This is a genomic window from Fretibacterium fastidiosum, from assembly GCF_964642095.1.
Classification (GTDB): domain Bacteria; phylum Synergistota; class Synergistia; order Synergistales; family Aminobacteriaceae; genus Fretibacterium; species Fretibacterium fastidiosum.
In genome coordinates, this window is record NZ_OZ209244.1 from 1,522,360 (window position 1) to 1,547,307 (window position 24,948).

Annotated in this window: 25 protein-coding genes; 22 read left to right on the forward strand and 3 right to left on the reverse strand. The window is 68.0% G+C overall.

The genetic code is table 11. The features are described from left to right. The first annotated feature begins 24 nt into the window (after nucleotides 1-24). From ACK28C_RS06640 to rpsI, 19 genes are all read left to right on the forward strand, one after another. Nucleotides 25-714, forward strand: a complete 690-nt coding sequence (locus ACK28C_RS06640; RefSeq protein ID WP_409151946.1) for a zinc metallopeptidase — start codon at nucleotides 25-27, stop codon at nucleotides 712-714. Nucleotides 715-799: 85 nt separating this feature from the next. Next, complete coding sequence (locus ACK28C_RS06645) at nucleotides 800-2,119, forward strand: RsmB/NOP family class I SAM-dependent RNA methyltransferase (protein WP_409151947.1); 1,320 nt, start codon at nucleotides 800-802, stop codon at nucleotides 2,117-2,119. Between the two features lie 37 nt (nucleotides 2,120-2,156). After that, nucleotides 2,157-3,407 carry a PASTA domain-containing protein gene (locus ACK28C_RS06650; RefSeq protein WP_409152647.1) on the forward strand — a complete coding sequence of 417 codons (1,251 nt, stop codon included), beginning with the start codon at nucleotides 2,157-2,159 and terminating at the stop codon, nucleotides 3,405-3,407. Between the two features lie 61 nt (nucleotides 3,408-3,468). Further along, nucleotides 3,469-4,212: a ribulose-phosphate 3-epimerase gene (gene rpe / locus ACK28C_RS06655; RefSeq protein ID WP_409151948.1), complete on the forward strand. Its 744-nt coding sequence runs from the start codon at nucleotides 3,469-3,471 to the stop codon at nucleotides 4,210-4,212. Next, nucleotides 4,190-5,062 carry a helix-turn-helix domain-containing protein gene (locus tag ACK28C_RS06660; protein ID WP_409151949.1) on the forward strand — a complete coding sequence of 291 codons (873 nt, stop codon included), beginning with the start codon at nucleotides 4,190-4,192 and terminating at the stop codon, nucleotides 5,060-5,062. The genes rpe and ACK28C_RS06660 overlap by 23 nt, the downstream gene beginning before the upstream one ends. A 34-nt stretch (nucleotides 5,063-5,096) precedes the next feature. Beyond that, the gene (rimO, locus tag ACK28C_RS06665; RefSeq protein ID WP_409151950.1) at nucleotides 5,097-6,413 is read left to right on the forward strand and encodes a 30S ribosomal protein S12 methylthiotransferase RimO; all 1,317 of its coding nucleotides are present in this window, start codon (nucleotides 5,097-5,099) and stop codon (nucleotides 6,411-6,413) included. Further along, nucleotides 6,410-6,907, forward strand: coding sequence for a phosphatidylglycerophosphatase A (locus tag ACK28C_RS06670; RefSeq protein WP_409151951.1), 498 nt, complete (start codon nucleotides 6,410-6,412; stop codon nucleotides 6,905-6,907). The genes rimO and ACK28C_RS06670 overlap by 4 nt, the downstream gene beginning before the upstream one ends. Before the next feature lie 5 nt (nucleotides 6,908-6,912). Continuing rightward, a complete protein-coding gene (locus tag ACK28C_RS06675; RefSeq protein WP_409151952.1) occupies nucleotides 6,913-8,181 on the forward strand; it encodes a nicotinamide-nucleotide amidohydrolase family protein in 1,269 nt (422 codons plus the stop codon). A gap of 37 nt (nucleotides 8,182-8,218) precedes the next feature. Next, the gene (recA, locus tag ACK28C_RS06680) at nucleotides 8,219-9,385 is read left to right on the forward strand and encodes a recombinase RecA (RefSeq protein WP_208873529.1); all 1,167 of its coding nucleotides are present in this window, start codon (nucleotides 8,219-8,221) and stop codon (nucleotides 9,383-9,385) included. A gap of 128 nt (nucleotides 9,386-9,513) precedes the next feature. Continuing rightward, a complete protein-coding gene (locus tag ACK28C_RS06685) occupies nucleotides 9,514-10,086 on the forward strand; it encodes a chemotaxis protein CheW (RefSeq protein ID WP_243440649.1) in 573 nt (190 codons plus the stop codon). Between the two features lie 3 nt (nucleotides 10,087-10,089). After that, nucleotides 10,090-10,926 carry a PHP domain-containing protein gene (locus ACK28C_RS06690; protein ID WP_409151953.1) on the forward strand — a complete coding sequence of 279 codons (837 nt, stop codon included), beginning with the start codon at nucleotides 10,090-10,092 and terminating at the stop codon, nucleotides 10,924-10,926. Between the two features lie 37 nt (nucleotides 10,927-10,963). Beyond that, a complete protein-coding gene (locus tag ACK28C_RS06695; protein ID WP_409151954.1) occupies nucleotides 10,964-11,086 on the forward strand; it encodes a hypothetical protein in 123 nt (40 codons plus the stop codon). A 1-nt stretch (nucleotide 11,087) separates the two neighbouring features. Beyond that, nucleotides 11,088-12,824: an N-acetylmuramoyl-L-alanine amidase gene (locus ACK28C_RS06700; protein WP_409151955.1), complete on the forward strand. Its 1,737-nt coding sequence runs from the start codon at nucleotides 11,088-11,090 to the stop codon at nucleotides 12,822-12,824. 81 nt (nucleotides 12,825-12,905) lie between these two features. Then, nucleotides 12,906-13,616: a GerMN domain-containing protein gene (locus ACK28C_RS06705; RefSeq protein WP_015556840.1), complete on the forward strand. Its 711-nt coding sequence runs from the start codon at nucleotides 12,906-12,908 to the stop codon at nucleotides 13,614-13,616. Between the two features lie 5 nt (nucleotides 13,617-13,621). Next, entirely contained in the window at nucleotides 13,622-14,203 is a 582-nt protein-coding gene (locus tag ACK28C_RS06710) for a non-canonical purine NTP pyrophosphatase (protein WP_015556841.1), read from the forward strand. A gap of 134 nt (nucleotides 14,204-14,337) precedes the next feature. Continuing rightward, nucleotides 14,338-14,556 (forward strand): preprotein translocase subunit SecG, encoded by a 219-nt coding sequence (secG, locus tag ACK28C_RS06715; RefSeq protein WP_208873533.1) that lies wholly within the window; start codon nucleotides 14,338-14,340, stop codon nucleotides 14,554-14,556. Between the two features lie 55 nt (nucleotides 14,557-14,611). Beyond that, nucleotides 14,612-15,640: a nicotinate phosphoribosyltransferase gene (locus ACK28C_RS06720; RefSeq protein WP_409151956.1), complete on the forward strand. Its 1,029-nt coding sequence runs from the start codon at nucleotides 14,612-14,614 to the stop codon at nucleotides 15,638-15,640. Nucleotides 15,641-15,869: 229 nt separating this feature from the next. Then, a complete protein-coding gene (gene rplM, locus ACK28C_RS06725; RefSeq protein WP_015556842.1) occupies nucleotides 15,870-16,301 on the forward strand; it encodes a 50S ribosomal protein L13 in 432 nt (143 codons plus the stop codon). A 23-nt stretch (nucleotides 16,302-16,324) separates the two neighbouring features. Next, nucleotides 16,325-16,717, forward strand: coding sequence for a 30S ribosomal protein S9 (rpsI, locus tag ACK28C_RS06730; protein WP_015556843.1), 393 nt, complete (start codon nucleotides 16,325-16,327; stop codon nucleotides 16,715-16,717). Between the two features lie 175 nt (nucleotides 16,718-16,892). Here the strand turns inward: rpsI and ACK28C_RS06735 are convergent, their stop codons facing one another. The 3 genes from ACK28C_RS06735 to ACK28C_RS06745 all read right to left on the reverse strand — a co-directional run bounded on the left by ACK28C_RS06735 (nucleotide 16,893) and on the right by ACK28C_RS06745 (nucleotide 19,222). Further along, on the reverse strand, nucleotides 16,893-17,504 hold the full coding sequence (locus tag ACK28C_RS06735; RefSeq protein WP_015556844.1) for a hypothetical protein: 612 nt from the start codon (nucleotides 17,502-17,504) through the stop codon (nucleotides 16,893-16,895). A 78-nt stretch (nucleotides 17,505-17,582) separates the two neighbouring features. Next, nucleotides 17,583-18,137 carry an isoprenylcysteine carboxylmethyltransferase family protein gene (locus ACK28C_RS06740; RefSeq protein WP_208873535.1) on the reverse strand — a complete coding sequence of 185 codons (555 nt, stop codon included), beginning with the start codon at nucleotides 18,135-18,137 and terminating at the stop codon, nucleotides 17,583-17,585. Next, a complete protein-coding gene (locus ACK28C_RS06745; protein ID WP_243440650.1) occupies nucleotides 18,134-19,222 on the reverse strand; it encodes a lysylphosphatidylglycerol synthase transmembrane domain-containing protein in 1,089 nt (362 codons plus the stop codon). Before ACK28C_RS06745 ends, ACK28C_RS06740 begins: the two co-directional genes overlap by 4 nt. A 346-nt stretch (nucleotides 19,223-19,568) precedes the next feature. On the opposite strand from ACK28C_RS06745, the gene fliD reads away from it, so the two are divergent. From fliD to ACK28C_RS06760, 3 genes are all read left to right on the forward strand, one after another. Next, nucleotides 19,569-22,400: a flagellar filament capping protein FliD gene (fliD, locus tag ACK28C_RS06750; RefSeq protein ID WP_409151958.1), complete on the forward strand. Its 2,832-nt coding sequence runs from the start codon at nucleotides 19,569-19,571 to the stop codon at nucleotides 22,398-22,400. Nucleotides 22,401-22,569: 169 nt separating this feature from the next. Next, entirely contained in the window at nucleotides 22,570-23,418 is an 849-nt protein-coding gene (gene mazG / locus ACK28C_RS06755) for a nucleoside triphosphate pyrophosphohydrolase (protein ID WP_243440651.1), read from the forward strand. A 128-nt stretch (nucleotides 23,419-23,546) separates the two neighbouring features. Continuing rightward, nucleotides 23,547-24,947, forward strand: coding sequence for a pyruvate carboxylase subunit B (locus ACK28C_RS06760; RefSeq protein ID WP_409151959.1), 1,401 nt, complete (start codon nucleotides 23,547-23,549; stop codon nucleotides 24,945-24,947). Nucleotide 24,948 lies beyond the last annotated feature (1 nt).

Genomic DNA, 24,948 nt, shown 5'->3' on the forward strand with positions numbered 1-24,948 from the left:
TGCTTATAAGGAGGATGAAGGCCTGTGTTTCCCTATTATATGGATTCGACGGTGCTCTTGCTGCTCCCGCCGCTCCTGCTCTCCCTGTGGGCTCAGTGGCAGGTGAAGTCCGCCTTTGCCCACTACAGCTGCGTGCACTCGCGGGAGAACGTCACGGCGCGGGAAGTGGCGAGGATGCTGCTCTCGCGCTTCGGGATGGGGGACATGCCCGTCAACCGCGTCGCGGGGAGCCTGACGGACCACTACGACCCCACCTCCCGCACGCTGAGCCTGTCTGAGGACGTCTACGACAGCACGAGCATCGCGGCCATCGGTGTCGCGGCCCACGAGGTGGGGCACGCCATCCAGCACAGCAGGTCCTACGCTCCGCTGATGTTCCGGAACAGCATCGTCCCGGCGGTGAACCTCGTGTCGGGCCTGTCCATGCCCCTCTTTTTGCTGGGGCTCTTCATGGGCAGCCCCATGCTGCTCAACGTCGGCATCCTGCTCTTCTGCGGGGTCGTCGTGTTCCACATGGTGACGCTGCCCGTGGAGTTCGACGCCAGCTCCAGGGCGCTGTGGCTGTTGGCGGAGACGGGCGCGCTGGCCCCGGACGAGCTGGGAGGGGCACGCCGGGTGCTGCGGGCGGCTGCGTTGACCTACGTCGCGGCCGCGCTGATGGCCGTGCTCCAGCTGGTGCGGCTCCTGCTGCTCCGCAACTCGCGGAACCGGTAGGCCGATGGGGTCGGCGGCCGCGGCGTCGTGCGTCGAGACGGATGGAGCGCCTGGGTGCTCCATCCGTTTTTCGAGGTGACGGACCTTGCGGGGGATCGAAGCGGCGCTCCAGGTGCTGGAGCAGGTGCGCGCGGGGCGCTTTGCCTCCGAGGCGCTGAGGAGGATCGGCATGAAGCCCGCGGACGCCGCGCTGGCCTCGTCGCTGGTCTACATCGCCCTGCGGCGTCGGGAGCTGTGGCAGGAGGTCTACGGGGGCTTCCTGAAGGAGGGCGCGAAGGGCGGCCACAAGGGCCTTCCTCCTGCGGTTCAGGACGCCCTGCTGGCGGGGACGGCGGGGCTCCTGGAGCTTCGCCGCTTCGCGGGGGGCGTGCTGGTGAACGCCCTGCTGGACGACCTGAAGGCCCGCTCTCTCAAGCGGTGGGTTCCGTTGGTGAACGCCGTGCTCCACAACGTGGGGGAGGAGGGGGCGAAGCGCGTCGAGGCGCTTCGCCGAAGCCCGGCCCTGGAGGATCGGGCCCTTTGGGCCGGAGTGCCCCGGTGGTCCCTGCCCGCCTGGACCCGAACCTGGCAGCGGGCGGACCTGAACCGCCTGTTCGAGCTCCTGCCCCTCCCCCCGGCGGCGGCGCTCCGGCCCGCTCCGGGCCGGAGGGAGGAGCTTCTGGCGCGGCTGTGGGAGGCCGGCGTGGAGGCGGAGCCCTCGGACCTGTCCGAGGCCGTCCGGCTGAAGGACACCCTCCTGCCGACGGAGGTGCCGGGCTTCGACGAGGGGCTCGCCACGATGCAGACGGAAGGATCCATGCTGGTGGCGGACATGGTGCGGCGCTGCTACAGGGGCGGCCTGATCCTGGACATGTGCTGCGGCCGCGGCGTCAAGGCGGCTCAGATCCTGTCCGCCTGTCCGGAGGCCCGGCTCGAGGGCTGGGAGCTGTCGGAGGGGCGGCATCGAAGCGCCCTCCGGGAGGTGCGGCGGCTCGGCGTGGAGGGCAGAGCCCGGCTGCGGTGCGGCGACGCCCTGAAGCTCGAGCCGGAGGAGGCGCCGTCCCTGATCCTGCTGGACGCGCCCTGTTCGGGCAGCGGCACCTGGAGCCGAAAGCCGGAGGCCAAGTGGCGCCTGACCTGGGAGGAGCTGGACCGGCTTGCGGCCGCTCAGAGGGCGCTTCTGGAACGCGCTTTTGCGCTCTCCGCGCCCCGTGGTATTATACTTTACGTCACGTGCAGCCTCCTGCGGGGAGAGAACGAGAGCGTGATGGCGGACTTTTTTGAGGCCCACCCGGAGTGCGCGGAGCTTCCCGCGCGCCCCGAGGGGCCCCCCTTCCGCCGGGGACGCCCGTGGGGGACGTACATCTGGCCTGAAAACCCCTGGCTGGACGGCTTTTACTGCGCGGCGACGATGAGGCTGTCATGAGGATAAAAGAGGACGGAGGCCTGAGACCTTGGGCAAGATGATCCGCTGGACGTTGCTGTTTGTGGTGCTGATAATTCTGGCGTCGGGGGCCGTCGCCTTCTACACGGTGTTCTTTCGGCCCGCGGGGGAGCTGGTCATTCCGCCCCTGAGGGAGCGGACCGTCGTGGACGCCGTGGCGGAGGCGGAGCGGCTGGGGTTCGTCGTGCAGGTCGAGCCGGTGGCCTCGTCGCTTCCGGAGGGCCGCGTCCTGGGACAGTCCCCGGAGCCGGGGACGAGGGCCCGAAGGAGCCAGGTCGTGGTCCTGCAGGTCAGCCGGGGCGGGGAGCTCCACGCCGTGCCGGACGTCCGCGGCCAGACCCTTGCCGGCGCGCAGGGCCGCCTGAAGGAGGAGGGCTTCTCCCTGGGCGACGTCCTCCGCATCCGGGACGGCAGCCAGCCGGGCGGAACGGTCGTCGCCCAGAGCCCCGCGTCTCCGGCGAACGTCCCCGTGTCCCGGAAGATCGACCTCTTGATGAGCGAGGGGGGGGCGGGACCGGAGGGCACCGTGAGGGTCCCCGACGTCAACCGCCTGGGCGAGGGGGAAGCCCGCGCCCTCCTGGAGGCCAGCGGCCTGAAGGTGGAGGCCGTCGAGAAGGTCTACAGTCCCCTCATGCCGGAGGGGCTGGCCATCGAGACCCGGCCTGGGGCGGGGACGTCCCTGGCGGCGGGGGCCGGCGTCCAGCTGAAGATCGCGACGCTGCGGCGGCCGGCCGGCTACGTGGAGGCGAGTCCGACGCCCGATGACGGCAGGAGGGCCGGCGGCATCGTGCGCCGCGTCGAGGTGCCGCAGGGGCCGGAGTCCGCCGAAAGGCCCGCGGCGTCGGGTCCTGCGCCCCTGGTGGTGAAGGTGCCGGGACAGGGGGACGTGTTCATCGGGGACGGGACCGCCACGCCGACCGACACGCCCATCAGGGAGGCCGACCCGAACCTCAGCGTGTTCGACCAGGAGAGGCGGACGCTGCGCCCCGGCGGGGAGGGCGAGGCGGCGCGTCAGGCTGCGCCGGCCCCGACGCCGCAGCAGCGGACGCCCGCGGGGGGCAAGGTGGCCCGGGTGCGCTATCAGGTGCCGCCCCTCACCAGCCCCATGAGCCTCCGCATCGAGGTCACCGACCCGTCGGGAAGGCGCGACGTCCTGAACCGTCAGGCCAGGAGCGGCGAGAACGTGCAGGTCGAGGCTCCCTACACGGGGGAGTGCGTCGTGAGCGTCTACCTCGGCGACAAGCGCGTCTGGCAGGAGAAGCACAAATAGAAAACGAGCCCCGGCGGCTCCGGTCGTCGGGCAGAGTCTTTTCAGGAAGGTGTTAATTCCCATGGATAAGACTGAGGACGGCAGGAACGCGGGCGGGCAGAGCCGCAGGGGCCGAAGGGTCCTCCTTGCGCCCTCCGTGCTGGGGGCGGACCCCCTGCGCATCGCGGAGTCCGTCGAGTCCCTCGGCGGGCGGCACGACTGGCTGCACCTGGACGTCATGGACGGGCACTTCGTGCGCAACCTGTCCTTCGGCCCGGCCGTCGCCGCCGCGATGCGCCGCCGCTGGCCCGACGCCTTTATCGATGTCCACCTGATGACGGACCGGCTGGACGTGGTTCTGCCGCTGTTCCTGAACGCCGGCGCCTCCCTCGTCACCGTCCACGCGGAGGTCGAGCCTCAGCTCCTGCACGCGGAGCTCTCCTCCATCCGAAGGGCCGGGGTTCGGGCGGGGATCGCCATCGGACCCGCGACGCCCGTGGAGAGGATCCGCCCCGTGCTGGGCATCGTGGACCTGGTGCTGGTGATGTCCGTCACGCCGGGGTTCGGGGGGCAGGGCTTCATCGAGGAATCCCTCGACAGGACGCGGGAGCTGGCCGGCCTCAGGGCCTCCCGCGGCTGGTCCTGGCTGATCGAGATGGACGGGGGCCTCAAGGAGGAGAACGTCGGCAGGGCCGTCCTGGCCGGGTGCGACGTGGTGGTCGCCGGAAGCGCCGTGTTCAACAGCCCGGACCCCGCGGCCTGTCTGGACAGGATGAGATCAAAAGTGAAGGAGGCTCTCTCCAATGCCGGATTTGGAGCGAGATAACGCTTTAAGGGAGTTGGGGCGCATGGCCGCAGAGCGGCGCGAGGAGGCGAACCTCACCATCGAGGACGTCTACGAGCGCACGCGCATCCGCCTCGAGTTTCTCCGCGGCATCGAGGAGGGGAACTACGACGGCTTCCCGGAGCCCATCTACATCAAGGGCTTTATCCGCACCTACCTGAAGACCGTCGGAGGCGCGGACCTCCAGGAGGACTTCATGGCGCAGCTGAAGCGGGTGCAGCCCCACAGGCCGGAGCCCGCGCCGAACTTCCTGGGGAGCAGCGGCTTCCCCAAGGGCTTCAAGCCGGTGTCGCACTTCTGGCTGTTCCTGGTGCTGCTGGCCGCCCTCCTGGGCACGGGCGGCTACGTGTGGTACGCCTGGAGCAGCGGCGACCTCTCGCTGAAGAACCTCCTCTCCGATCCCTTCTGGCGCTTCGCTCAGAACGCCTCGGTGGACGAGCGGGGCAGGGAGGCATCCCTGGACGTCCTCTCCGTCGACGCGCTGTCCCTGGACGTGGCCTCCATGGAGGCCGCACCGGTTTCCGCCGCGCCCGTCAAGGCCGAGAAGCCTGCCCCGCAGCCGAAGCCCTCGCTCGCCATCCGGGCGAAGGCGGACGTCTGGATGCGGGTGACCATCGGGGAGGAGCTGGTCTTCTCCCAGACCCTGAAGCGCGGGAACGTGGTCTCCTGGGACCTTCCGGCCCAGGCCCGCGTGGTCTACGGTCGGCCGAACGCGGCTGAGGTGATCCTGAACGGCAGGGAGCTGGGCCCGGCGAACCCGAAGGGGTCCAAGAAGTCGGAGACGTACCTCTACCTGCCCGACGGGACCGTCCGGAAGTCCGGGGGCAAGTAGGTGTCGCGGAACTTTTGCGGGATGGAGCGCTGACTTGAACGTCTTCCTTTTGACGATGGGGTGCGCCAAGAACGCGGTGGACAGCGAGCGCCTTGGAGGGCGCCTCGTGTCCGCGGGACACCGGATCGTGGCCAGCGCGGACGAGGCAGAGGTGGGCATCATCAACACCTGTGGCTTCATCCAGGACGCGGTGAAGGAGAACGTGGACGCGATCCTGGACCTCGAAGCGATGAAGGGAGCCGGGACGCTGAGGCACATCGTCGTGGCGGGGTGCCTCGTGAACCGCTACGAGGCGGAGCTGCGGAAGGAGCTGCCCAGCGTGGACCTGTTCGCGCGGGCCGAGGACTGGGACCGGATCGTGGACTGGCTTGCCGGAGCGGACAGGGGTGCGGTTCCCGGAAGGGTCCGCCGCCGCGTCGCCCTGGGGGAGGGCGCGCCCTGGACCCGCTACCTCAAGGTGGGGGAGGGCTGCGACACCTTTTGCTCCTACTGCGCGATCCCCCTGATCCGCGGGCGGCTGCGGAGCGCGCCGGTGGAGGACCTCGTCGGGGAGGCCCTGGCGCTCTGCCGCGAAGGCGCGCGGGAGCTCTGCCTCGTGGGGCAGGACCTGACGGCCTACGGGACGGACCTCTACGGCGAGCCGGGCATCCGCCGCCTGCTCACGGCGCTGGACGCCGAGCTGCCGCAGGGGGTGTGGGTGCGCCTGCTCTACATGCACCCGGACCGCATGACGGAGGACCTGGTGGACTTCCTCTGCGGGCGCCGGACCGTCCTGCGCTACCTGGACGTCCCCATCCAGCACGTGGACGACGACGTCCTGGCCCGGATGAACCGCCGCACCACCGGTGAGCACATCCGCCGGATATTCCGCCACGTTCGGGAGAACGACCCTCTCTTCGCCATCCGGACGACGATCATGACGGGCTTTCCTGGGGAGACGGAGCGGCAGTTCGGCCGAGTGCTGGACTTCCTGGAGGAGGCGGAGCTGGACCGGGTGGGTGCCTTCGTCTACTCGCCGGAGGAGGGGACGCCGGCGGCCTCCTTCCCCGACCAGGTCCCCCGCAGCACGGCGGAGGAGCGCTACGCCCGCCTGATGGAGCTCCAGGCGGGCATCACCCAGGCCCGGAGCGAGCTCTTCCTGGGGCGGGACCTGGACGTCCTGGTGGAGGACGCCGAGCCACCGGAGGGGGGCTCCGAAGGCGAGGTCTGGGGGCGGTCCTACCGGGATGCCCCGGAGGTGGACGGCGCGGTCTGCGCCGCGGGCACGGCAGCGCGGGGGGACCTCGTGCGGGTGCGCGTGACGGACTGCGAGGAATGCGACCTCTTCGGGACCCTGGAGGCGCGGCTGTGAGGCGCCCGCTTTCGGTGGAGGCAGCCACCCTCTTCGGACTGGGCTTCCGCGTCTGGAGGAAGGGCGGAGAGCTGGGGTCCGGCGCGGGCACGGCGGGGTCCGCCGCAGCCTGCCTGGTCAGCGCCCTCGTCCCCGTCCCCTGGTGGGGGGTCCTCCTGGTGAGCCTGATCGGCCTGTGGGCCTCGGAGGGGGCCTCGCGGGCGCTGGGCGAGACGGACCCGGCCTGCGTGATCATCGACGAGGTGGCGGGCATGTGGCTGTCGCTCCTCCTGCTGCCGCCCTCCTTCATCCTGCCGGGCTTCTTCCTGTTCCGGATCGTCGACATCCTCAAACCCTTTCCCGTCTCGGCGGCGGAGCGCCTTCCGGGCGGCGTCGGGATCATGGCGGACGACCTCGTCGGCGGCGCCATGGTGAACCTGTTCCTTCAGGCGTTGAACAGCTGTTTTCTGCGGTCTGGATGGCTGTACGGCCTCGTGGTCGAGCTTGGGAGGTGAGGCGAATGAACTCCGCGGTGCTGGTGGCCGTCGGCGATGAGCTTCTCGGCGGGTTGAGGCGGGAGGAAAACTGCGCCTTTCTGGCCCGGCATCTGCACGATGCCGGCTGGACCGTGGAGCGGTTGGAGACGATCCCCGACGGGGATGAGGCGATCCTGGACGTCCTCGGCCGATGGGTGGGGAGGACGGACCTGCTGGTCCTGTCGGGAGGCCTCGGCCCCACCCACGACGACCGAACGCGCTCCGCCCTCGCGCGCTACCTGGGGTGTCCCCTCAGGTCCGATTCGCTGTACGATAAGGTGGTCGGCCGCTGTTTTGGGGAGAGGCGGCTGCTCTTTGAGAGGACCCGCGACACCCAGTCCATGATCCCGGAGGCGGCGCGGGCCGTCTACAACCCGGAGGGCTCCGCCCTGGGCATCGCCTTCAGTCGGGACTCCACCCGCGTGCTGGCCCTTCCGGGCGTCCCCATGGAGTATGCGGCCATGGCGCGGCAGGAGCTGCCGGACCTGTTCGCCGGGTCCTGCCGCTGGGCCTCCGTCATCGTCCTGGGCCTGCCGGAGACCGTCGTCGTCGAGCGGATCCCGGAGGTCGTCGGGGACGGAGAGCTCCACGTCTCCGTCCTGCCCGCCTTCCCGCAGGTGGAGCTGGTGATCCGGGGGGACCCCGTGCGCGTGGCCGACGCCGAGGCCCTGGTGCGGTCCCGCTTCTCCGACGCGCTGCCGCTGGGCTGCCGCTCCCTGGCGGAGGCGGTGCTCTGGGAGGCGCGCCGGCAGGGCAGGACCGTCACGGCGGCGGAGTCCTGTACCGGCGGCCTGCTCCAGGGGGCGCTGACCGAGGTCCCCGGAAGCTCCGAGGTCTTCAGGGGCGGCGTCGTGACCTACAGCGACGAGATGAAGGAGAGGCTCCTGGGGGTGCCGCGGGGGCTCCTGGAGGAGTTCGGCGCGGTGAGCCAGGACTGCGCCGAGGCCATGGCCCGCGGCGGGCTGTGGTTCTGTGGGGTGGACTTCTCCGTCGCCGTGACGGGCGTTGCCGGCCCCGGTGGCGGAACGCCCCTCAAGCCGGTGGGCGGCGTGTGGTTTGGGCTGGCGTCCCGCAGGAAGAACGGTAGGGCGGAGAGCAGAGCCTTCCACTGCCTCTTTCGCGGAGGGCGGGAGGAGGTGCGCCGCTCTGCCGTGAGCTGCGCCATGGCGGAGCTCTGGCGGATGGTCCGGGACGGACGGCCGTCGCTGATGCCGTGTTTCGAGCCCGGCGCCCTGGGGGATGCGACGGCGTAGGGGATAAGGCAAATTTCATGCGAAGGAAGTGAGTTTTTTGGCGAAGAAGAAGGCGCCCCAGACCCGTGAGGAGATACTGGATGAGGCGATCGGCGAGATACGATCGAAGTTCGGGGAAGGGGCCATCATGCGCCTTGGCGATGCCGCGCGAGCCAACGTCAGCGTGATCCCGTCGGGGGTGCTGCCCCTGGACGTCGCCCTCGGCATCGGAGGGTACCCGCGGGGGCGCATCATCGAGATATTCGGGCCGGAGGGCTCCGGAAAGACCACCGTGGCCCTCTACGGCATCGCGGAGGCGCAGAAGGCGGGGGGGATCGCCGCGTTCATCGACGCGGAGCACGCGCTGGACCCGCGCCTTGCCGCGACGCTTGGGGTGAAGGTGGAGGACCTCTACCTCTCTCAGCCGGACAGCGGAGAACAGGCGCTCTTCGTGCTGGACTCGCTGGTCCGAAGCGGCGCGGTAGACCTGGTGGTGGTGGACTCCGTGGCGGCCCTGACGCCTCAGGCGGAGATCGACGGCAAGATCGGCGAGAGCCAGCTGGGGCTTCAGGCGCGCCTGATGTCCTACGCGCTGCGGCGCCTCACCTCGGTGGTCGCGAAGACGAACTGCATCGTCATCTTCATCAACCAGCTGCGCGCCCTCATCTCCACCGGCTACGGGGCGGGCCCGACGGAGACGACGACGGGAGGGCGGGCCCTCAAGTTCTACTCCTCCGTCCGGCTCGAGGTCCGGCGCGGCAGGAAGATCGACAAGGGGGATGTGACCATCGGGCACGACCTCTTCCTGAAGGTGGTCAAGAACAAGCTGGCGCCCCCCTTCCGCACGGGGCACACGAGCCTCATCTACGGGCAGGGCATCCCCATGGGCGTCGCCGTGGTGGACATGGCGGTGGACTACGGCGTCATCCACAAGAAGGGCTCCTGGCTGGCCTACAAGGGCGAGACCCTGGGGCAGGGCAAGGACGCCGTGGCGAAGTTCCTGTCGACGAACCCGGCGCTGCAGGAGGAGATCGTGAAGGAGATCCTGGCCGAGGTGGGCAGGGGCATCGGCTTCAAGCCGGAGGGCGCGGAGGACGACGACGGCCTGCCCGCGGACGAGCCCGATGGCGTGCCCGGCCCCATGCCGGCACTGGAGGACGCAGAGGTGCCGGGCGAGGAAGCGGTGGAGGAGGGAATCCTGGACCTCTCCGACGACGAGAAGTGACGGGGCCGGCGCCGCGCCCCTTTCCCAAACGATCTGGAGATGCGTTATAATAAACGACGAGATTTCCCGCCGGGGCCGGCGCGGAAGAACGGATGCCCTGCGTGCGTCCGTAAGGAGGCGAATGGGTTTTGACTGAACAGCTTTTGACGGAAGGGACCTTGACCGGACAGGTCAGGGCCGGGAGCGTGGCGGAAGCGGCCAACGATCCCAGGCAGGATCCCAAGGACGTCGACGTTGAATCTCTGGGCGAGGAGCACATCAACCTCGTCTTTGCGTTGAGCAGCGAGGACTTTGGCGTGGACGTGAACCTCGTCCGTGAGATCGTCCGGGTCCCCTCGTTCATCACGCGGGTGCCGAACGCCCCCGCCTACATCCGCGGAGTCATCAACCTGAGGGGCACCATCGTGCCGGTCTTCGACATGCAGCTCAAGATCGGGATGCCCTCCACGCCCCTCACGGACGAGGCCCGCATCGTCGTGCTCTCCGTCAACGACGTCATGTTCGGAATCATCGTGAATTCGGTCCGGGAGGTGCGCACCATCTACGACACCCAGCTGGAACCGGCGACGAAGCTCTCCTCGGCCATGGACAAGCGTTATGTCCTCTGGGTGGCCAAGCCCACCGACGACCGCCTGATCCTCCTGCTGGACGTCTCCGCGCTCTTCGAGCTGGATCAGATCCTCCAGGAGGAGAACGAATAGCCCTTGATCCGCGTCAACCTCCACACGCACAGCACCAGTTCCGACGGCGCCTTCAGTCCGTCGGAACTGGTGCGTTTGTTGTCCCTCAATAAGGTCGCCGTCGCTGCCCTGACGGACCACGACACCGTCCTGGGGGTTCCGGCCTTCCTTGCCGGATGCCGCCGGCGGGGCATCCGCGCCGTGTCGGGAGTGGAGCTCTCGTCGCGTTTCGAGAACGGGGACGAGCTGCACATCCTTGGTTACCGCTTCAATTTGGAAGCCCCGGCCCTGACCCGTGCCCTTGACGGCTTCATCCGGACGCGGGAGGCGCGCAACGTGGCCATCTGTTCGCGGCTTCAAGGCCTGGGGGTTCCCGTGACGCTGGCGGACGCCGAGGCACGCGCGGGCGGGGGCGCCGTCGGACGCCCCCACATCGCCCGCGCGCTGGTGGACAGGGGATGCGTCCCCACGGTTCAGGAGGCCTTCGCGCGCTACCTGGGCGAGGGAGGGGCGGCCTTCGTCCCCAGGGAGCTCCTTCCGTCAGAGGAGGCGGTTCGGGTGATCCTCGAGGCCGGAGGGCTCCCCGTCTGGGCGCACCCCCTGGCCTCCCTTTCGGACCCCGACGCCCTGGGCCCGGTGATGGACCGGCTGAAGGGCTGTGGCCTGTGGGGCGTGGAGTGTTGGTCCCGAGGCTCTTCCTCTGCGGACGCCCTCCGCTGCATGATGGAGGCCGGCCACCGTGGCCTTTACAGGACGGCGGGCACGGACTTTCACGGGCGGGCCGGAGACGCGACCGGCGTGGCCGGCCGCCTGGTGGAGGACGACTTCCTCCCCTGGGCCCGCTTTTGCGGCGGCCGCTGATCGGGCCGTCCGACTCGAAACTTCGGAGGTGTTGCTGTTGCAGCCCTGTAAATTGGATGAGCGGTCCTGCGGCAAGGCGCTCCCTTCGGGCCGGGGCGGGAGACGGATTCCCCTGGCTCCCCGCGCGGTCGCCTGCGCGGTGAACGCCGCGGGGGCGTGACATGAGTTTTCGCTCGAGGGCCCTTCTGGCCTGTCTCGTCCTGGCGTTCTGCTGCTCCCTGTCGCCCGCTCCCGCCCTGGCCAGCGCCTCCCTCTATCGGGGGGAGGAGGTCCTGGGCTCCGTCGCCACGACGACGGGTCCGCGGGCGGGGGCCTGGGTGTGCCTGGAGGACGTGGGCGCCCTCCTGGGCTTCACGGGGCTGCGGAGCGGGGAGGAACTCCAGCTGGTCCGCGACGACGTCCGCCTTCGGGTGGTGATGAACGCCGCGGTGGCGTGGCGCGACATCTACCTCGTGCCCCTTTCGGACGCCCCCTTCGAGCGGGACGGTCGATGCTGGCTGGATGCGGGGAGCGCCGCTGCCCTGTTTCAGAGGGCCGCCGGGGAGGGCGAGCGGAACCGCCTGCGCTTTCAGGCGGATCGCAATGCCGCGGTGGAGCCAGAGCCTGCGGGGCCGGAGGAGCCCGCCGCCGTTCGCGCGGACGCCCCTCCGCCGGAGTCGGAAAAGGTTGCGGCAAGCCCGGCCTCCGATCGAGGAGGTGCCCCGGTCGCGCAGCAGCCGGCGCGTCGCCAGGAGCGGTTCGAGACCTTCCGGAAGGACGCCCCCGGCCGACGGCCCGCCCACCCCAGCCTGGACGGAGGGGAGCTGCAGGGGCTGCGCTGGAGCACGTCCTCCGGGCGCATCCGCGTCGTTGCGGACGCCAGCGACGGGGCGGACCCCGAAGTGCGGATGGAGGGTGGCGTCCTCCGCGCCCTCTTCGCCTCTGCCAGAGCGGACCTGGAGGGGCTTCCGTCCCCCTACAGGAACGTGGAGGCGGAGCTGAAGAAGGGCGAGGGGGGCGCAGAGCTGACGTTCACCTCCGACAGCCTTCGGGTGGAGAAGATGGTGCTGGACGCCCCCCGCCGGATCGTCTTCGACCTCTTCTTTTCCCCTGAGACGCGCATTCAGGAGGTGCCGCGTCCGGCGCCCGCTCCTGCGGTGGAGGTCGAGACGACGATCACGGCGCCTCAGGAGAGGAAGCCGGTCCCCCAGGCCCCTCCGAAGGGCCCCGCACGAGGGCGGCAGGGGGGGCGGAAGCTGGCGGTGGTGGACCCCGGCCACGGCGGTAAGGACCCGGGTGCCAGCGCCAACGGCGTGAGGGAGAAGGACATCAACCTCGCGATCGGCCTGGCCCTCGAGAAGGCGTTGAACGCGCGCGGCATCGACGTCGTGATGACGCGCCGGACGGACGTCTACCTGACGCTGCAGGAGCGGACGGATATCGCCAACAAGGAGCAGGCGGACGTCTTCGTCAGCGTTCACGCCAACGCGCTGCCCTCGGTGAAGCGCACGTCGGGCTTTGAGATCTACCTCATGGCCCTGCCGACGGACAAGGACGCCCTGACCCTGGCCAGGATCGAGAATCGGGAGCTGGCGGAGGAGAGCCACGCCGGCCAGGCGTCGGACCGCCGGACGGAGGTCCTGCTTCAGATCCTGGGCGACATGCAGCAGAACAACAAGATCAGCGAGAGCACGGGGCTTGCCGAAGCACTGTTTGCGGCCGGAAAGGGAGACGGAATCCCCATGAAGCGGGTCGCCCAGGCGCCCTTCTTCGTGCTGAGGGGGGCCGGGATGCCGGCCGTCCTCCTGGAGACGGGCTTCGTGACGAACGCGACGGAGGCCAAGCTCCTGGCTCATCCGGGCTACCAGGCCCGCATCGCCGAAGCGATGGCTGCCGGGGTCGCAAAGTACCTGAATTAAGACTTGAAGGGGGACTGGGGCGGGCCGCCCCGACCGCGCCGGGACGTTTTCAACGAATCATGTGAGGGAGAGGATCGAGAGATGGTACGCCGAAGCCCCTATCGGGATGAGTACGAGGATGAGATCGGAAGGAGGCCGAAACGCCCCCGCAGGGACCAGCGCCCCACCCAGAGGCGGAAGGACGCCCCTCTCATGCTGCGGGTTCTCTCCTGGCTGGGCGTTATCCTCCTCTGTTTTGTGGCGGGTTACCTCGGCACGTCCTGGGTGATGGACGCCCTGAATGAGAAGCTCCTGCTGAAGCCTGAGAACCGCGTCGAGAACCAGAGCGATCTGGCGAAGCTGAACGCGGCCGTCGAGCGGGACAGGGAAGCCGCCGCCGCCCGGAGCGGAAACGTCCAGCAGGTATCGCTGAAGCTCTATTCCGTGAAGGACGGAAGGATCGCGGAGCCCGTGCGGAAGAGCTTCGTCTCCCGGCTCAAGGAGGACAACATGGCGGAGGCGGTGAAGTCGGTCCTCGCTCTGAGCGGGGTGCCGGGCGCGGACAAGGTTTCCGTCCTGCACGTCTTCCGCAGCGCGGAGACCGCCTACCTGGACCTCTCGTCCGCCTTCGTGTCGGCTCTCGCCTCCATGGGGCAGCGCGAGAGCCTCCTCTTGCTCACGGCCATCGTGCGCACCATGGAGGAGAACTTCGAGCCCGTCGTCCAGGTCCGTTTCCTCATCGACTCCAGGTCCCCAAATCCCGGAGGCCCCGTGGATTTGACGGTGGTCTGGAAGATGCCCTCCCGCTCCTGACGGTCATGTTCGTCGAACGCCTGGTCCTGGCCACGGGCAGCCGGGGAAAGTATCGCGAGTTCGCGGCCATGCTGCCCAGGGAGGTGGTGGGGGAGCTGATCTTTGCGCCGAAGATGGCGCAGATCGAGGTGGAGGAGACGGGGACCTGCTATGCCGAAAACGCGCGCCTGAAGGCCCAGGCCTGGGCCTGGGCCACCGGGCTGCCGAGCCTTGCGGACGACAGCGGGCTTGAGGTGGATATCCTGGGAGGGGCGCCGGGGGTGCTCTCCGCCCGAATCGTCCCCGGTCCGGACCAGGCGCGAAACGACTGGCTCCTGTCGCGCCTCGAGGGGCGTCTCGACCGGCGGGCCCGGTTCGTGGCGGCCCTCGCCCTGGCCATCCCCGATCGCTGGACGCTGATCTCCGAGGGCGAGTGCCTCGGGCGCATCGCGACGGCGCCGGAGGGGAAGGGGGGCTTCGGCTACGACCCCCTCTTTCTCCCCGACGGCATGAGCGCCTCCTTTGCCGCCATCCCCCCGAGGATGAAGAACGCCATCTCCCACCGTGCCGCCGCGCTGAGGAACCTCCTGGAGATCCTGATGCAGTGAGGCTCAGGCAAAATACGGGGCGTGCGCCCGCGGCGCCGTGGGCTTTGTGTGGTAGAATAAAAATGTGGATTTTCCCTGAAGCCATGGGCTGCGGGGAGGACGAATCAGAACGGCGAATATTGGGAGGAATTTCTTTGCGTACTTTGCTGTCAATCGTACACGTTGTTGTCGCGATCCTGATGATGATCGCGGTCCTGGCGCAGCAGCGCAAACAGGGCGGTTTCACCGGCGTGTTTGGCGGAGGCACTCAGGCGGATACGGGGCAGTGGCAGCGATTCACCGGCCTGACGAAGCTCACGATCGGCCTGGCGGGGGTCTTCATGCTCACCTCGCTCCTCCTGGCGGTCCTGTAGCGCGGGCCGCCGCCGGCGAAGGCTGGAATGGACGATTCAGAGAGGGGCGGTGCAGATGCTGGGGTCCCTGAAGGACGTGGCGGACTTCAAGGTTGAAAAGGGGCGGTTCCTGAGCGCGACCCACGAGGAGATCCGCTCTGGCGCGACAACGGACGTTTACTTCGTCAACACGCGGGATATCCTGGCGTCGCTGGGCTGTCTGGACACGCCTGTCGCGGCGGAGATCTTCACGCGCACCCACGGCCTCTTCGCCGGACTGGACGAGCTGATGGAGCTCCTGCGCGGCCTTCCCGTCGAGGTGGAGGCCCTCCCGGAGGGGGAGCGCTTCTCCCCGAAGGAGACCCTGGTCCGCATCCGGGGGCCTTACGGCGCCTTCGGCGTCTACGAGGCCACCATGCTGGGGATACTCGCCAGCTCCTGCGGCTGGGCCACGGCGGCGCGGGAGTGCGTGGACGCCGCGGGCGGCAAGCCCGTCCTCTCCTTCGGGGGGCGGCACCTCCATCCGGCCGTGGCGACGGTGATGGACGCCGTGGCCGTGACCCCCGGAGGCTGCGCCGGGGCCAGCACGGTGCTGGGCGCTAAGCTCCGCGGCCGGGAGCCCTCAGGCACGGTGCCCCACGCGGCGGTGCTGATCGTCGGGGACACGCTGAAGCTGGCGCACGCCTACGACGCAGTGGTCCCCAGGGGGATCGGCCGCGTCTTTCTGGTGGACACCTTCAAGGACGAGTGCGAGGAGTCCCTGCGCCTCGCGGATGCGCTGGGGGATCGGCTGGACGCCGTCCGCCTGGACACTCCGGGCGAACGGGGGGGCGTGACGGTGGACCTGGTGCGCGAGACGCGCTGCCGCCTGGACCGTGCGGGCTTCAACGGGGTCCAGATCGTCGTCTCCGGCGGGCTGACGCCGGCCCGCATCGCGGAGCTGGCCGCCGTTGGGGCGGACGTGTTCGGCGTGGGGAGCTACATCGCCCACGCGGAGCCCATGGACATGACCATGGACCTGAAGGAGGTCAGCGGCGTGCCCGTGGCAAAGCGCGGAAGGCTGCCGGGGATACTTGCCAACGACCGCCTCGTTCGTATACAATAGAAAAGTTTTCGGGTCAAGCGCCAGGGACGGAACTTCGGACGCTGCGCCTTCGAGGGATGGCCCCCTGCCACAAATCCCTCCGGAAGGAGTGCGGCGCCGGCGTTATCGCGGTCCCGGGGCGCGCTGCCTGATTTCGGTTCCATAGATCGTTTTTTGCCTCAGGGCACTTCGCTATCCGCGTTTCACAGCATGACGTCCCTCTCCGGGGCGATTTTGAGGAGGAAGCAAGATGGCAGGCAGCAGTTCCTACCTGGTGAAGCCAGGTCAGGTGGAGAGAAAGTGGTACGTTATCGACGCGGCGGATCGGCCGGTTGGCCGTCTGGCGTCCGCGATCGCCCGCATTCTGACGGGCAAGAACAAGCCGACCTACACCCCCCACGTGGACACGGGGGATTACGTTGTGGTGATCAACGCCGAGAAGGTGAAGATGACCGGCAAGAAGGCCACGCAGTCCAAGTGGCACTATCACACGGGGCACCCCGGCGGCTACAGGGCCATCCCCTGGGCGCGGCTGGTGGTGGAGAAGCCTGAATTTCTGCTGGAGCACGTGGTGCGCGGGATGCTTCCCCGCAATCGTCTGAAGTATGCGAGCAAGCTCAAGGTCTATGCGGGCCCCAGCCACCCCCACGCCGCCCAGGCCCCCGAGACGCTTGACGTATAGTTTTTGGACAGGAGGATACTCAGATGAACAGCACTTTTAGTTGGGGGACCGGCCGCCGCAAGAACGCCCTGGCCCGCGTCAGGCTCTGCCCCGGCAGCGGCGAGTTGAAGATCAACGATCGGACGGTGGAGGACTACTTCCCGCGCCTCGTGTGGCAGTCGCTGGCGACGCAGTCGCTCAAGACGGCGGGCCTCGAGGGCAAGGTGGACGTCTTCGTCAACGCATCGGGTGGCGGCCTGTCCGGACAGGCCGGAGCGGTGAGGATGGGGATCGCCCGCGCCCTCATCCGGATGAACCCGGACCTGCGGCCCGTCCTGAAGAAGGAGGGGTTCTTGACGCGCGACCCCCGCATGGTGGAACGCAAGAAGTTCGGCCAGAAGGGCGCTCGCGGCAAGAGGCAGTTCTCGAAGCGTTAAGCGGTTTCGGGACGACCGTTTCAGGGACGAAAAACACGACAGGAGGAACGCCGCTTTTGGGCGTCCTCCTTTTTTTTTGTTTTTTTGCCCTCATGGCGCCCGCCTTCGACAAAAAAGCGGCGGCCCGCAGGCCGCCGCCCGGATCGATCCCGTCGATCCCGCGTTTCAAATCCGGCTATTGACGTTTCTTCCCCGTGCCGTCCTTCAGCTGGCTGCGCCAGGTGAACTGCTGGCGCGAGGCCGCAGCGCCGCTGAGCGGCAGCTCGACCCACCCCCAGGGGGTCACCAGGATGAAGCGCAGCGTCACGCCCTGCTCGGTCAGCGCGTCCACGTGGGCCGCGTAGCGCACGACGTCGTCGAAGATGAAGGTGTCGCTCACGATCCAGACGCGCTTGCAGTTGGGGCGGTTGAAGAGCGCCGCGTAGTCGATGGCCGTGCGCAGGCCGCTCTCGTAGTCCGGGGGCGGCGTCAGGCTCACGACGATCACGTCCGCCCTGCCGTCGGGGCGGTGGGTGTTGGGGATCAGGTCGACGTACTCCTCCAGCTCCTCAAGGCTCTCGAAGAGCGTGTCCACGCCGGGGCCCTCGTCGTCCTCCTCCTCGCCCTCGAACAGGGCCGAGAAGGGGTCGATGCCACGGTTGGCCGGCGCGTTGATGGTGTCCCGCATCCAGCCCTGGATGCGGGAGAGCGCGTCCAGGATGTACTGCGGGTACTCCGTCATGGAGATCGCCGAGATGAGGTCGTTGACGGTCATATCCCTGCCGGAATCGTTCTTCTTTGGGTCCATGGTGTCCTCTCCTTCCCGGACGGGCCGCGTCCGGATACAGTATAGCACAGAGCCCTGGAATGGCGGCGAAGGGGAGCCCTAGGGCAGGAGCAGCTTCGCCGCGATGAGGAGCGTCCCGACGACGGTGCTCAGGACCGTGTGGACCTCGCTCCGGCGGAGGACCGCCCAGCTGAAGGGACCGCGAACCGTCCCCGGCCACGATCGGGGGAAGAAGGCCCCGACGCGCGTCCGATAGGTGCGATACTCCTCCCCGAACTTCTGAAGGAGAAAGGACTCCTCGTGGGGGATGATGACGAGACTGTAGAGGAGGACGAAGCCTGCGAGGAAGGTGCCCGCAGCCCAGGGGCCGGCCATCAGTCCCCAACCCAGCCCGATGAGGCCGTTGCCGAAGTAGAGGGGGTTGCGCATGAGGGCGTAGGGCCCCCAGGTGACCAGCCGCTCCGCGCCCACGGCCTCCCCCCGGTAGCGCCCGATGGAGCCCGCGGCCCAGAGGCGCCACAGCTGCCCCAGCGCCACGGGCACGAGCCCCAGCGCGACGGAGCGCGGCGTCGGGCGCGCGGCGGCCAGGATCAGGAGGAAGAGGGCCGTCCACAGCCCACCCCTCAGCTGGAAGGCCCGCTCGCGAAGCGTCACGGCCGCGGCCCCTTCGCCCTCTGGTCCTTCAGGACCTCCTCCTCCGGCGCGGCCCCCTGGTGCAGGTCCTCCGAGACGCCCCAGCCCAACATGCGCACCACCACCACCACGCCCATGAAGATCGAGAGATACTCCGTGAAGAAGCGCCAGATGATGGCCATGACGCCTGCCATGTTCCAGGGCATGAGCATCCCGAAGAGGAGGGCGCCGCCCCCCTCCGCGACGCCGCTGGCCCCCGGAGTGGGGACGAAGTAGAGGATGAACATGAACACGGCCTGGATGGCCACGGCCTCGCTGTAGCGAAAGGGGAGCCCTACCGCGTGCATCAGGATGGGCAGGACGGTGAAGAGCGCGAGCAGGTGCATGACGGAGAGGGCCGCCGCCAGGAGCAGGTAGAGCCGGCCCGACCGGGACTGGAAGAGCAGTTTGAAGTTCAGGAGGTAGTTGTCCATCTCACGGTCCAGCCACTGAAACGAGCGGATGATCGTCCGCTGGGAGTGCAGGAGCTTCAGACGCCGGCCCCAGAGAATGAGGGCCTTGGCCAGCCGCTTGAAGGCCTTCGGGCGCGCTATGGTGAAGGCGATGAAGACCCAGGTGGCGATGATGACGACGAAGACGTAGGAGACGATGCCCTTCAGGAAGGGGCTGCGTTGCAGGATCGCCGGGTCCATCGCCAGCACGGTGGGCACCACGACGCTCAGGATCAGGACGGTGAGCATCGTGCGCACCAGCGTGATGGCGATGCCCTTCCCGATGGCGACGCCCTTCTTGTACAGGACGTAGACCTGGAAGGGGCCGCCGCCGCTCTGCATGGGGGTGACGGCGCTGCCGAAGTAGTTGAGCCACGTCAGCACGAGCCCCATGGGAAGGCTGACGCGCTCCTGCGCCGCGCAGGACAGGGCGCAGAACCGTCCCGCGTCGCACAGCCAGGTGAAGAGCACGACGCCGAGCGCTCCCAGGAGCGCGAGCTTATCCGCGTGAAGGAGCGAGCGCAGGGTTTCCGCGTTGACGCTCTTTGCGATGATGACCGAGTTCGCGGCGAAAGCCAGCAGGACGAACACGATAAGGCCTTTTCGAAGGGACAAGCGACATTCCTCCAGCAACAAAATTATGACGGGTCGGAGGCGGGACGGGGACGTCAACCGCCGGGGACGTTCCCTCGGCAAAACCGTTCAGGGGGGTGCCGGGCGCTGCGGCCCCTCCGCCCCCGTTTGCGCTCCCCTCCCGACGCGGGGCGAGGTTATCCGAAAAACCTTCAGTATTCTAGCACAAGCGCGCCGCCCCCGCGACGGCCCTCAACTTTTCGCCCCCGCCGCCGATAACCTTAAAGGGATAGCGGGCGGCGCATGAGGTGTAAAATATCGAGAAGTGGCGGACGAGGATGGATCCGCGCCGCCGTCCGAATTTCACATTCAACAGGAGGTTGCTGTCATGGCTTCTACGACCGTGTCGGGCGTTGCGTCGGGGATCGACTGGGAGGGCATCATCAAGAAGATGACCGAGATGGCCTCCAGGCCCGCGCAGGTTCAGGTGAACAAGCGGAAGAACCTGAACAACAAGAAGACCCTCTTTGAGGAAATGAAGGTCGCGATGCAGAAGATGCACTCCTCGATCTCCTCGCTGAAGCTGCCCTCGACCTACCGGGCCAAGGAGGTGAAGGTGGAGCGCGTGGACTCGAACGGGTCCTACAAGGGCGTGCTGACGGCCTCCGTCACGAGCGACGCGGAGGTCAACGTCTACAACCTCGAGGTCCAGCAGCTGGCCAGAGCCCAGCTGCAGCGGTCGAACTCCTTCTCGGACTCTCTGTCCGAGGTCTTCAAAAAAGGCCCTCTGAATGGCCTGACCAGCACCCGCCTTTGGATCAGCTCCGGGGGGCGGAAGGCCCAGGTGGAGGTCCTCGCCTCGGACACCCTGGATTCGCTGGCCAAGCGCATCAACACGACGATCAAGACCATGAACCCGCCCATGGGGGTCACGGCCTCCGTCGTGGACGGGCGGCTGATCCTGAAGAGCGACAAGACGGGCCTGGGGGAGACGACCTCCAAGGAGGTCATCAAGCGCTCCGCCCTGTCTTGGGACGCCCTCTCCACCCTCCCCATCGACCCCTCCACTCTGTCGAACGGCGACGTCATCGTCACGGGGGACGGCAAGACCTGGACGAACGGCAAGGACTTCGACGTGGTGGGGAAGCAGATCCGCTGGCGCGAGTACGACGACCAGACGGCCAAGGCCGGCGACACCTACCACGTGACCTATAGGACGGGGGAGCGCGACCGCTACTCCAAGGAGGTCACCCGGTCCTCGGGGGACCTCCTGGACCGCACCGTGCTGGACTTCGTCCCCAACAGCGCGAACCTGGCCGCAGGCACGTCCAAAATCACGATCAAGGACGAGGACGGGGCCTCCTATGAGTACGGCACCGCCTTCACCCTGGCGGGCAAGTCCATCGTCTGGAAGGGCGACAACCGACCGGCGAACGGCAAGAAGTACACGGTGACCTACGACCCGGCGGAGAACGAGGAGATCACCCTCCAGGTGAAGCGGGAGGACACGGACAGCGTTAACGCGCCGTATGCGACCCTCGCCGGCGGCACGGCCGTCATCACTCAGGGGGATAAGACGTATCGGGGGGGCGAAGACTTCGACCTCATCGCGTCCACGGGAGGGACGACCCTCGTGCGGTGGCGCCGCGAGGCGGCCTGGAACGCGCCCAAACTCGGCGTTCCGTACACGCTCACCGTCTCCGGGCTGGAGGGAGGGGACAAGACCTTCAGTACGAGTCGCATCAACACGGATTCGCTCAACATGAAGGGCCACGGGTTCTCCACGGCGACCGGCACAGTGACGAGGGTGGAATACGGCTCCTTGTTCAGAAACCTGGACCCGGACACAGGCCATGCCCTCTCTGGCCCCACGGACGGGACCCTGGAGGTCGGTTACGACAATTTGACGGGTAAGTTCACCTGGACTCAGACCTCTGCGCCCACGCCGCGGACCGGGCTCCCCGAGCACGGCAAAGAGCTCACGGTCAACTACAAGCGTCGGGCGAACACCTTCGAGCTGTCCGACAACGGGTCGGGGCTCCTGAGCGCCCTGGGGCTGGACCTGAAGGACGCGGAGCACTTCACGGAGGCGCAGGACGCCGTCATGCTGCTGGACGGGAACAAGGTGACGCGCTCCTCCAACGACATCGGCGCGGACTATGGCAACGAGCTGATCAAGGGCATGACCCTCAGGCTGAAGGGCGTCGGCAAGGTGTCGATGGACGTGGAACAAGACGCGGAGAAGGCGGTCAAGGCCATCGAGAGCTTCGTGGCGAGCTACAACGACCTGATGGGCTGGATCAACACGCGCTCTTCCGAGAAGGAGCTGGACAAATCCGCCAAGGCCACGGTGAACGCCAACGACTTCCGCATGAGATGGGGCGCACTCTACGGCAACTCGCTCCTGCGCGACTGCAAGAGCCGCCTGCGCACCATCGTTTCCCAGGACTACACCTTCACCTTCAAGGAACGGAAGAGCGCGGACGCCCTCTATGGCACGATGGCCCGGAATGGGCTGGCCGGTGAGACGACCCTGCGCGTGAAGGTGGGGGACCGCTCTGCCGATATCCCCGTGAAGCCGGAGGACACCCTGGAGACCATCGCGGAGAGGATCAACGACACCTCGAAGGGAGGGGTGGCGGCGGCCCTGCACTACGACGACGATGGGAAGGCGAAGGACTACGTCAGGGCCTCGGTGGACGGCAATCGGCTTGTGGTCCGGGCGGCCGACAAGACGGAGGTTTCCCTCTCCGGCCAGGCCGCCATGAAGGCCCTCAAGCTGGACTACACCTACAGGGGCGCCTACCAGCTGGGGCTCAAGACGACGAAGGACGACTACGGCAAGAGCGGCAAGCTGGAGTTCGATTCCAAGGCCTTCATGAAGGCCATGACGAGGAACTCCGAGGAGGTCCAGCAGTTGATGGTGTCCTTTGCGGGCGAGATGGACACCTACTGCAAGTCGATGCTGAGGTCCTCCGCGGGAGGGACCTCCGGGACGCTGACCCGCGAGATCGGGGACCTCACCAAACAGATCAGTGACATCGACAAGGACCTGGAGAAGTTCCAGAAGCGCCTGGCGGAGAAGCAGGAGGCCCTGCGCAGGCGGTACGCCGGCGCAGAGAACCGGATCGCCAAGCTGTCGCAGCAGGCCAACACCCTCAACAACATCATTGGGATGATGCAGCAGAACAACAGGGGTTCGGGATCGCAGGCCTCGTAGTCCGGCCCGCCGCAGGGTCCGGATGGCGCAGAAGACGGCACCGCGGCATGGAGGCTCTCCATGCCGCGTTTTTTATGCCTCGGACGGCGGACCTCAAGCCCTCCGCGCTATGTTATCATTATGTGCGGACGGCGCGGAAGAACCGACGTCCTGCGGAGGTGCTTTTGTCTTGAAGGAGTTGGAGCGCGGGGGCGGGCACTATTTCGACGAGATCGTGGAGATCATCGAGCGGCTGCGCGCGCCGGGCGGCTGCCCCTGGGACCGGAAGCAGACCATGGAGAGCCTGCGGTCCTGCATCACGGAGGAGGCCTACGAGCTGGCGGACGCCATCACGCGGCGCGATATGGCGGGCGTGAAGGAGGAGGCGGGGGACCTGCTGCTCCAGGTGGTGTTCATCGCCTCTTTGGCGCGGGAGGCCGGAGCCTTCGACATGAGGGATGTGGTCCGGGGAATATGCGACAAGCTGATCCGCCGCCACCCCCACGTCTTCGGCACGGAGGAGGCCCGCGACAGCGACGCGGTGCTGCGCAACTGGGAGCGCATCAAGGCCGAGGAACGGCAGGAGAAGCACCAGGACCTCTCCATCCTGGCGGGAGTGCCGGAGGGCCTGCCGCCCCTGCTCAAGGCCAGCCGCCTACAGGGCAAGGCCGCCCACGTGGGCTTCGACTGGCCCGATGGCGACGCGGCCCCTCTCTTCGCCAAGCTGGACGAGGAGCTGGATGAGCTGTGGGAGGCCGCGAGCCGAGGGGACTCCCGGGACGTGGAGGAGGAGCTGGGGGACGTGCTGTTCATGACCGTCAACCTGGCGCGCCGACTGAAGGTGGACCCGGATGCGGCGCTGTCCCGCGTCTGCGCCAAGTTCAAGGACCGCTTTCAGCTGATGGAGCGCATGGCCGCCGGGGAGGGGCGGGCGATGTCCGACCGCTCGCTGGCGGAGCTGGACGCCCTGTGGGACCGCGCCAAGGAGCGCCTGCTCCACGAGGGAGAGCGGGGTCGCGGGTCGGCGTCCCCGCGGTGACGCCCCGCGGGTTTTTCTATCGGGTACGGAACGGCGGCGGATTGTCGAGGGCCGCTTTCTTAAAAGACTTAGTAATCGACATAATCGGCGTGGCGCGGGGCGCCGCGGACAGAGCACGGAGGTTTGCGATGGGTGAGGCAAGAAGGGTTCGCATCACGGAGACGGTGCTGAGGGACGCACATCAATCCCTCATCGCCACGAGGATGAGCACGAAGGACATGCTGCCCGTCCTGGAGAGGATGGACGAGGCGGGCTACTGGGCCCTTGAGATGTGGGGGGGCGCGACGTTCGACAGCTGCATGCGCTTCCTGGACGAGGACCCCTGGGACCGCCTGCGCCTGATCCGGTCCCGAATCAAGAGGACGAAGCTGCAGATGCTCCTGCGTGGCCAGAACCTGGTGGGCTACCGTCACTACGCGGACGACGTGGCGCGGGAGTTCGTCAAGCGCGCCGTGGGCAACGGCATCGACATCGTCCGCATCTTCGACGCGCTGAACGACCTGCGCAACGTGGAGACGACGGCGGACCAGGTGAAGAAGGAGGGGGCGCACCTCCAGCTCTGCATCTCCTACACCCTGTCCCCAGTCCACACCCTGGAGGCCTTCGCGGAGATGGCCCAGAGGATGGCGGAGATGGGGGCGGACTCCATCGCCATCAAGGACATGGCGGGCCTGTTGAGCCCCGTGGACTGCGCGAAGCTGGTCCGGGCCATCAAGGAGCGGGTGAGCCTGCCCATCGAGATCCACAGCCACTCCACGACGGGCCTCGCGTCCATGACGTACTACGCGGGGCTGGAGGCGGGCGCGGACATCGTGGATACGGCGATCTCGCCCTTCTCTCTGGGCACCAGCCAGCCCCCCACGGAGTCCATGGTGGCGGCGCTGGCGGGCGGGGAGCTGGATACGGGCATCGACCTCGAGAAGCTGCTCCCCGTGTGCGAGCACTTCAAGAAGGTCCGGGAGAAGTACAAGGCCCTCCTGCCGGCCGTGGCGGGCGTCAACATCAACATCCTGCGTTACCAGATTCCGGGCGGCATGTACTCCAACCTCGTGAACCAGCTGAAGGAGCAGAACGCGCTGGACAAGCTGGAGGACGTGCTGAAGGAGGTGCCGGTGGTGCGCAAGGCCATGGGCTACCCGCCCCTCGTGACGCCCAGCAGCCAGATGGTGGGCACCCAGGCGACGCTGAACGTCCTGACGGGTCAGCGCTGGAAGGTGATCCCCAAGGAGATCCGCCTGTACTTCCAGGGCTACTACGGCCAGCCGCCGGCGCCGGTGGACCCGGAGGTCCGGAAGATCGCCATCGGCGACGAGGAGCCCATCACCTGCCGTCCGGCGGACAAGATCGCCCCGGAACTGGCCGAGGCGCGCAGGGCCGTGAGGGCCTGGTCGCTCCAGCCGGAGGACGCGCTGACCTGGGTCATGTTCCCGGCGGTTGCGAAGGACTTCCTGCCGCGCAGGTTCGGCAGGGTGACGAAGCGCGACATCGGCTTCGGGGACCCCGTGGACGGCATGGCCTACCCGGTATAAA

What these genes read in the sequence shown, in the direction of transcription:
- ACK28C_RS06650 (WP_409152647.1), top strand. Translation starts at nt 2,157, where the DNA reads ATGATCCGCTGGACGTTGCTGTTTGTGGTGCTGATAATTCTGGCGTCG.
- rpe (WP_409151948.1), top strand. Translation starts at nt 3,469, where the DNA reads ATGGATAAGACTGAGGACGGCAGGAACGCGGGCGGGCAGAGCCGCAGG.
- ACK28C_RS06660 (WP_409151949.1), top strand. Translation starts at nt 4,190, where the DNA reads ATGCCGGATTTGGAGCGAGATAACGCTTTAAGGGAGTTGGGGCGCATG.
- ACK28C_RS06675 (WP_409151952.1), top strand. Translation starts at nt 6,913, where the DNA reads ATGAACTCCGCGGTGCTGGTGGCCGTCGGCGATGAGCTTCTCGGCGGG.
- ACK28C_RS06700 (WP_409151955.1), top strand. Translation starts at nt 11,088, where the DNA reads ATGAGTTTTCGCTCGAGGGCCCTTCTGGCCTGTCTCGTCCTGGCGTTC.
- ACK28C_RS06705 (WP_015556840.1), top strand. Translation starts at nt 12,906, where the DNA reads ATGGTACGCCGAAGCCCCTATCGGGATGAGTACGAGGATGAGATCGGA.
- ACK28C_RS06710 (WP_015556841.1), top strand. Translation starts at nt 13,622, where the DNA reads ATGTTCGTCGAACGCCTGGTCCTGGCCACGGGCAGCCGGGGAAAGTAT.
- ACK28C_RS06720 (WP_409151956.1), top strand. Translation starts at nt 14,612, where the DNA reads ATGCTGGGGTCCCTGAAGGACGTGGCGGACTTCAAGGTTGAAAAGGGG.
- rplM (WP_015556842.1), top strand. Translation starts at nt 15,870, where the DNA reads ATGGCAGGCAGCAGTTCCTACCTGGTGAAGCCAGGTCAGGTGGAGAGA.
- rpsI (WP_015556843.1), top strand. Translation starts at nt 16,325, where the DNA reads ATGAACAGCACTTTTAGTTGGGGGACCGGCCGCCGCAAGAACGCCCTG.
- ACK28C_RS06735 (WP_015556844.1), bottom strand. Translation starts at nt 17,504, where the DNA reads ATGGACCCAAAGAAGAACGATTCCGGCAGGGATATGACCGTCAACGAC.
- fliD (WP_409151958.1), top strand. Translation starts at nt 19,569, where the DNA reads ATGGCTTCTACGACCGTGTCGGGCGTTGCGTCGGGGATCGACTGGGAG.
- ACK28C_RS06760 (WP_409151959.1), top strand. Translation starts at nt 23,547, where the DNA reads ATGGGTGAGGCAAGAAGGGTTCGCATCACGGAGACGGTGCTGAGGGAC.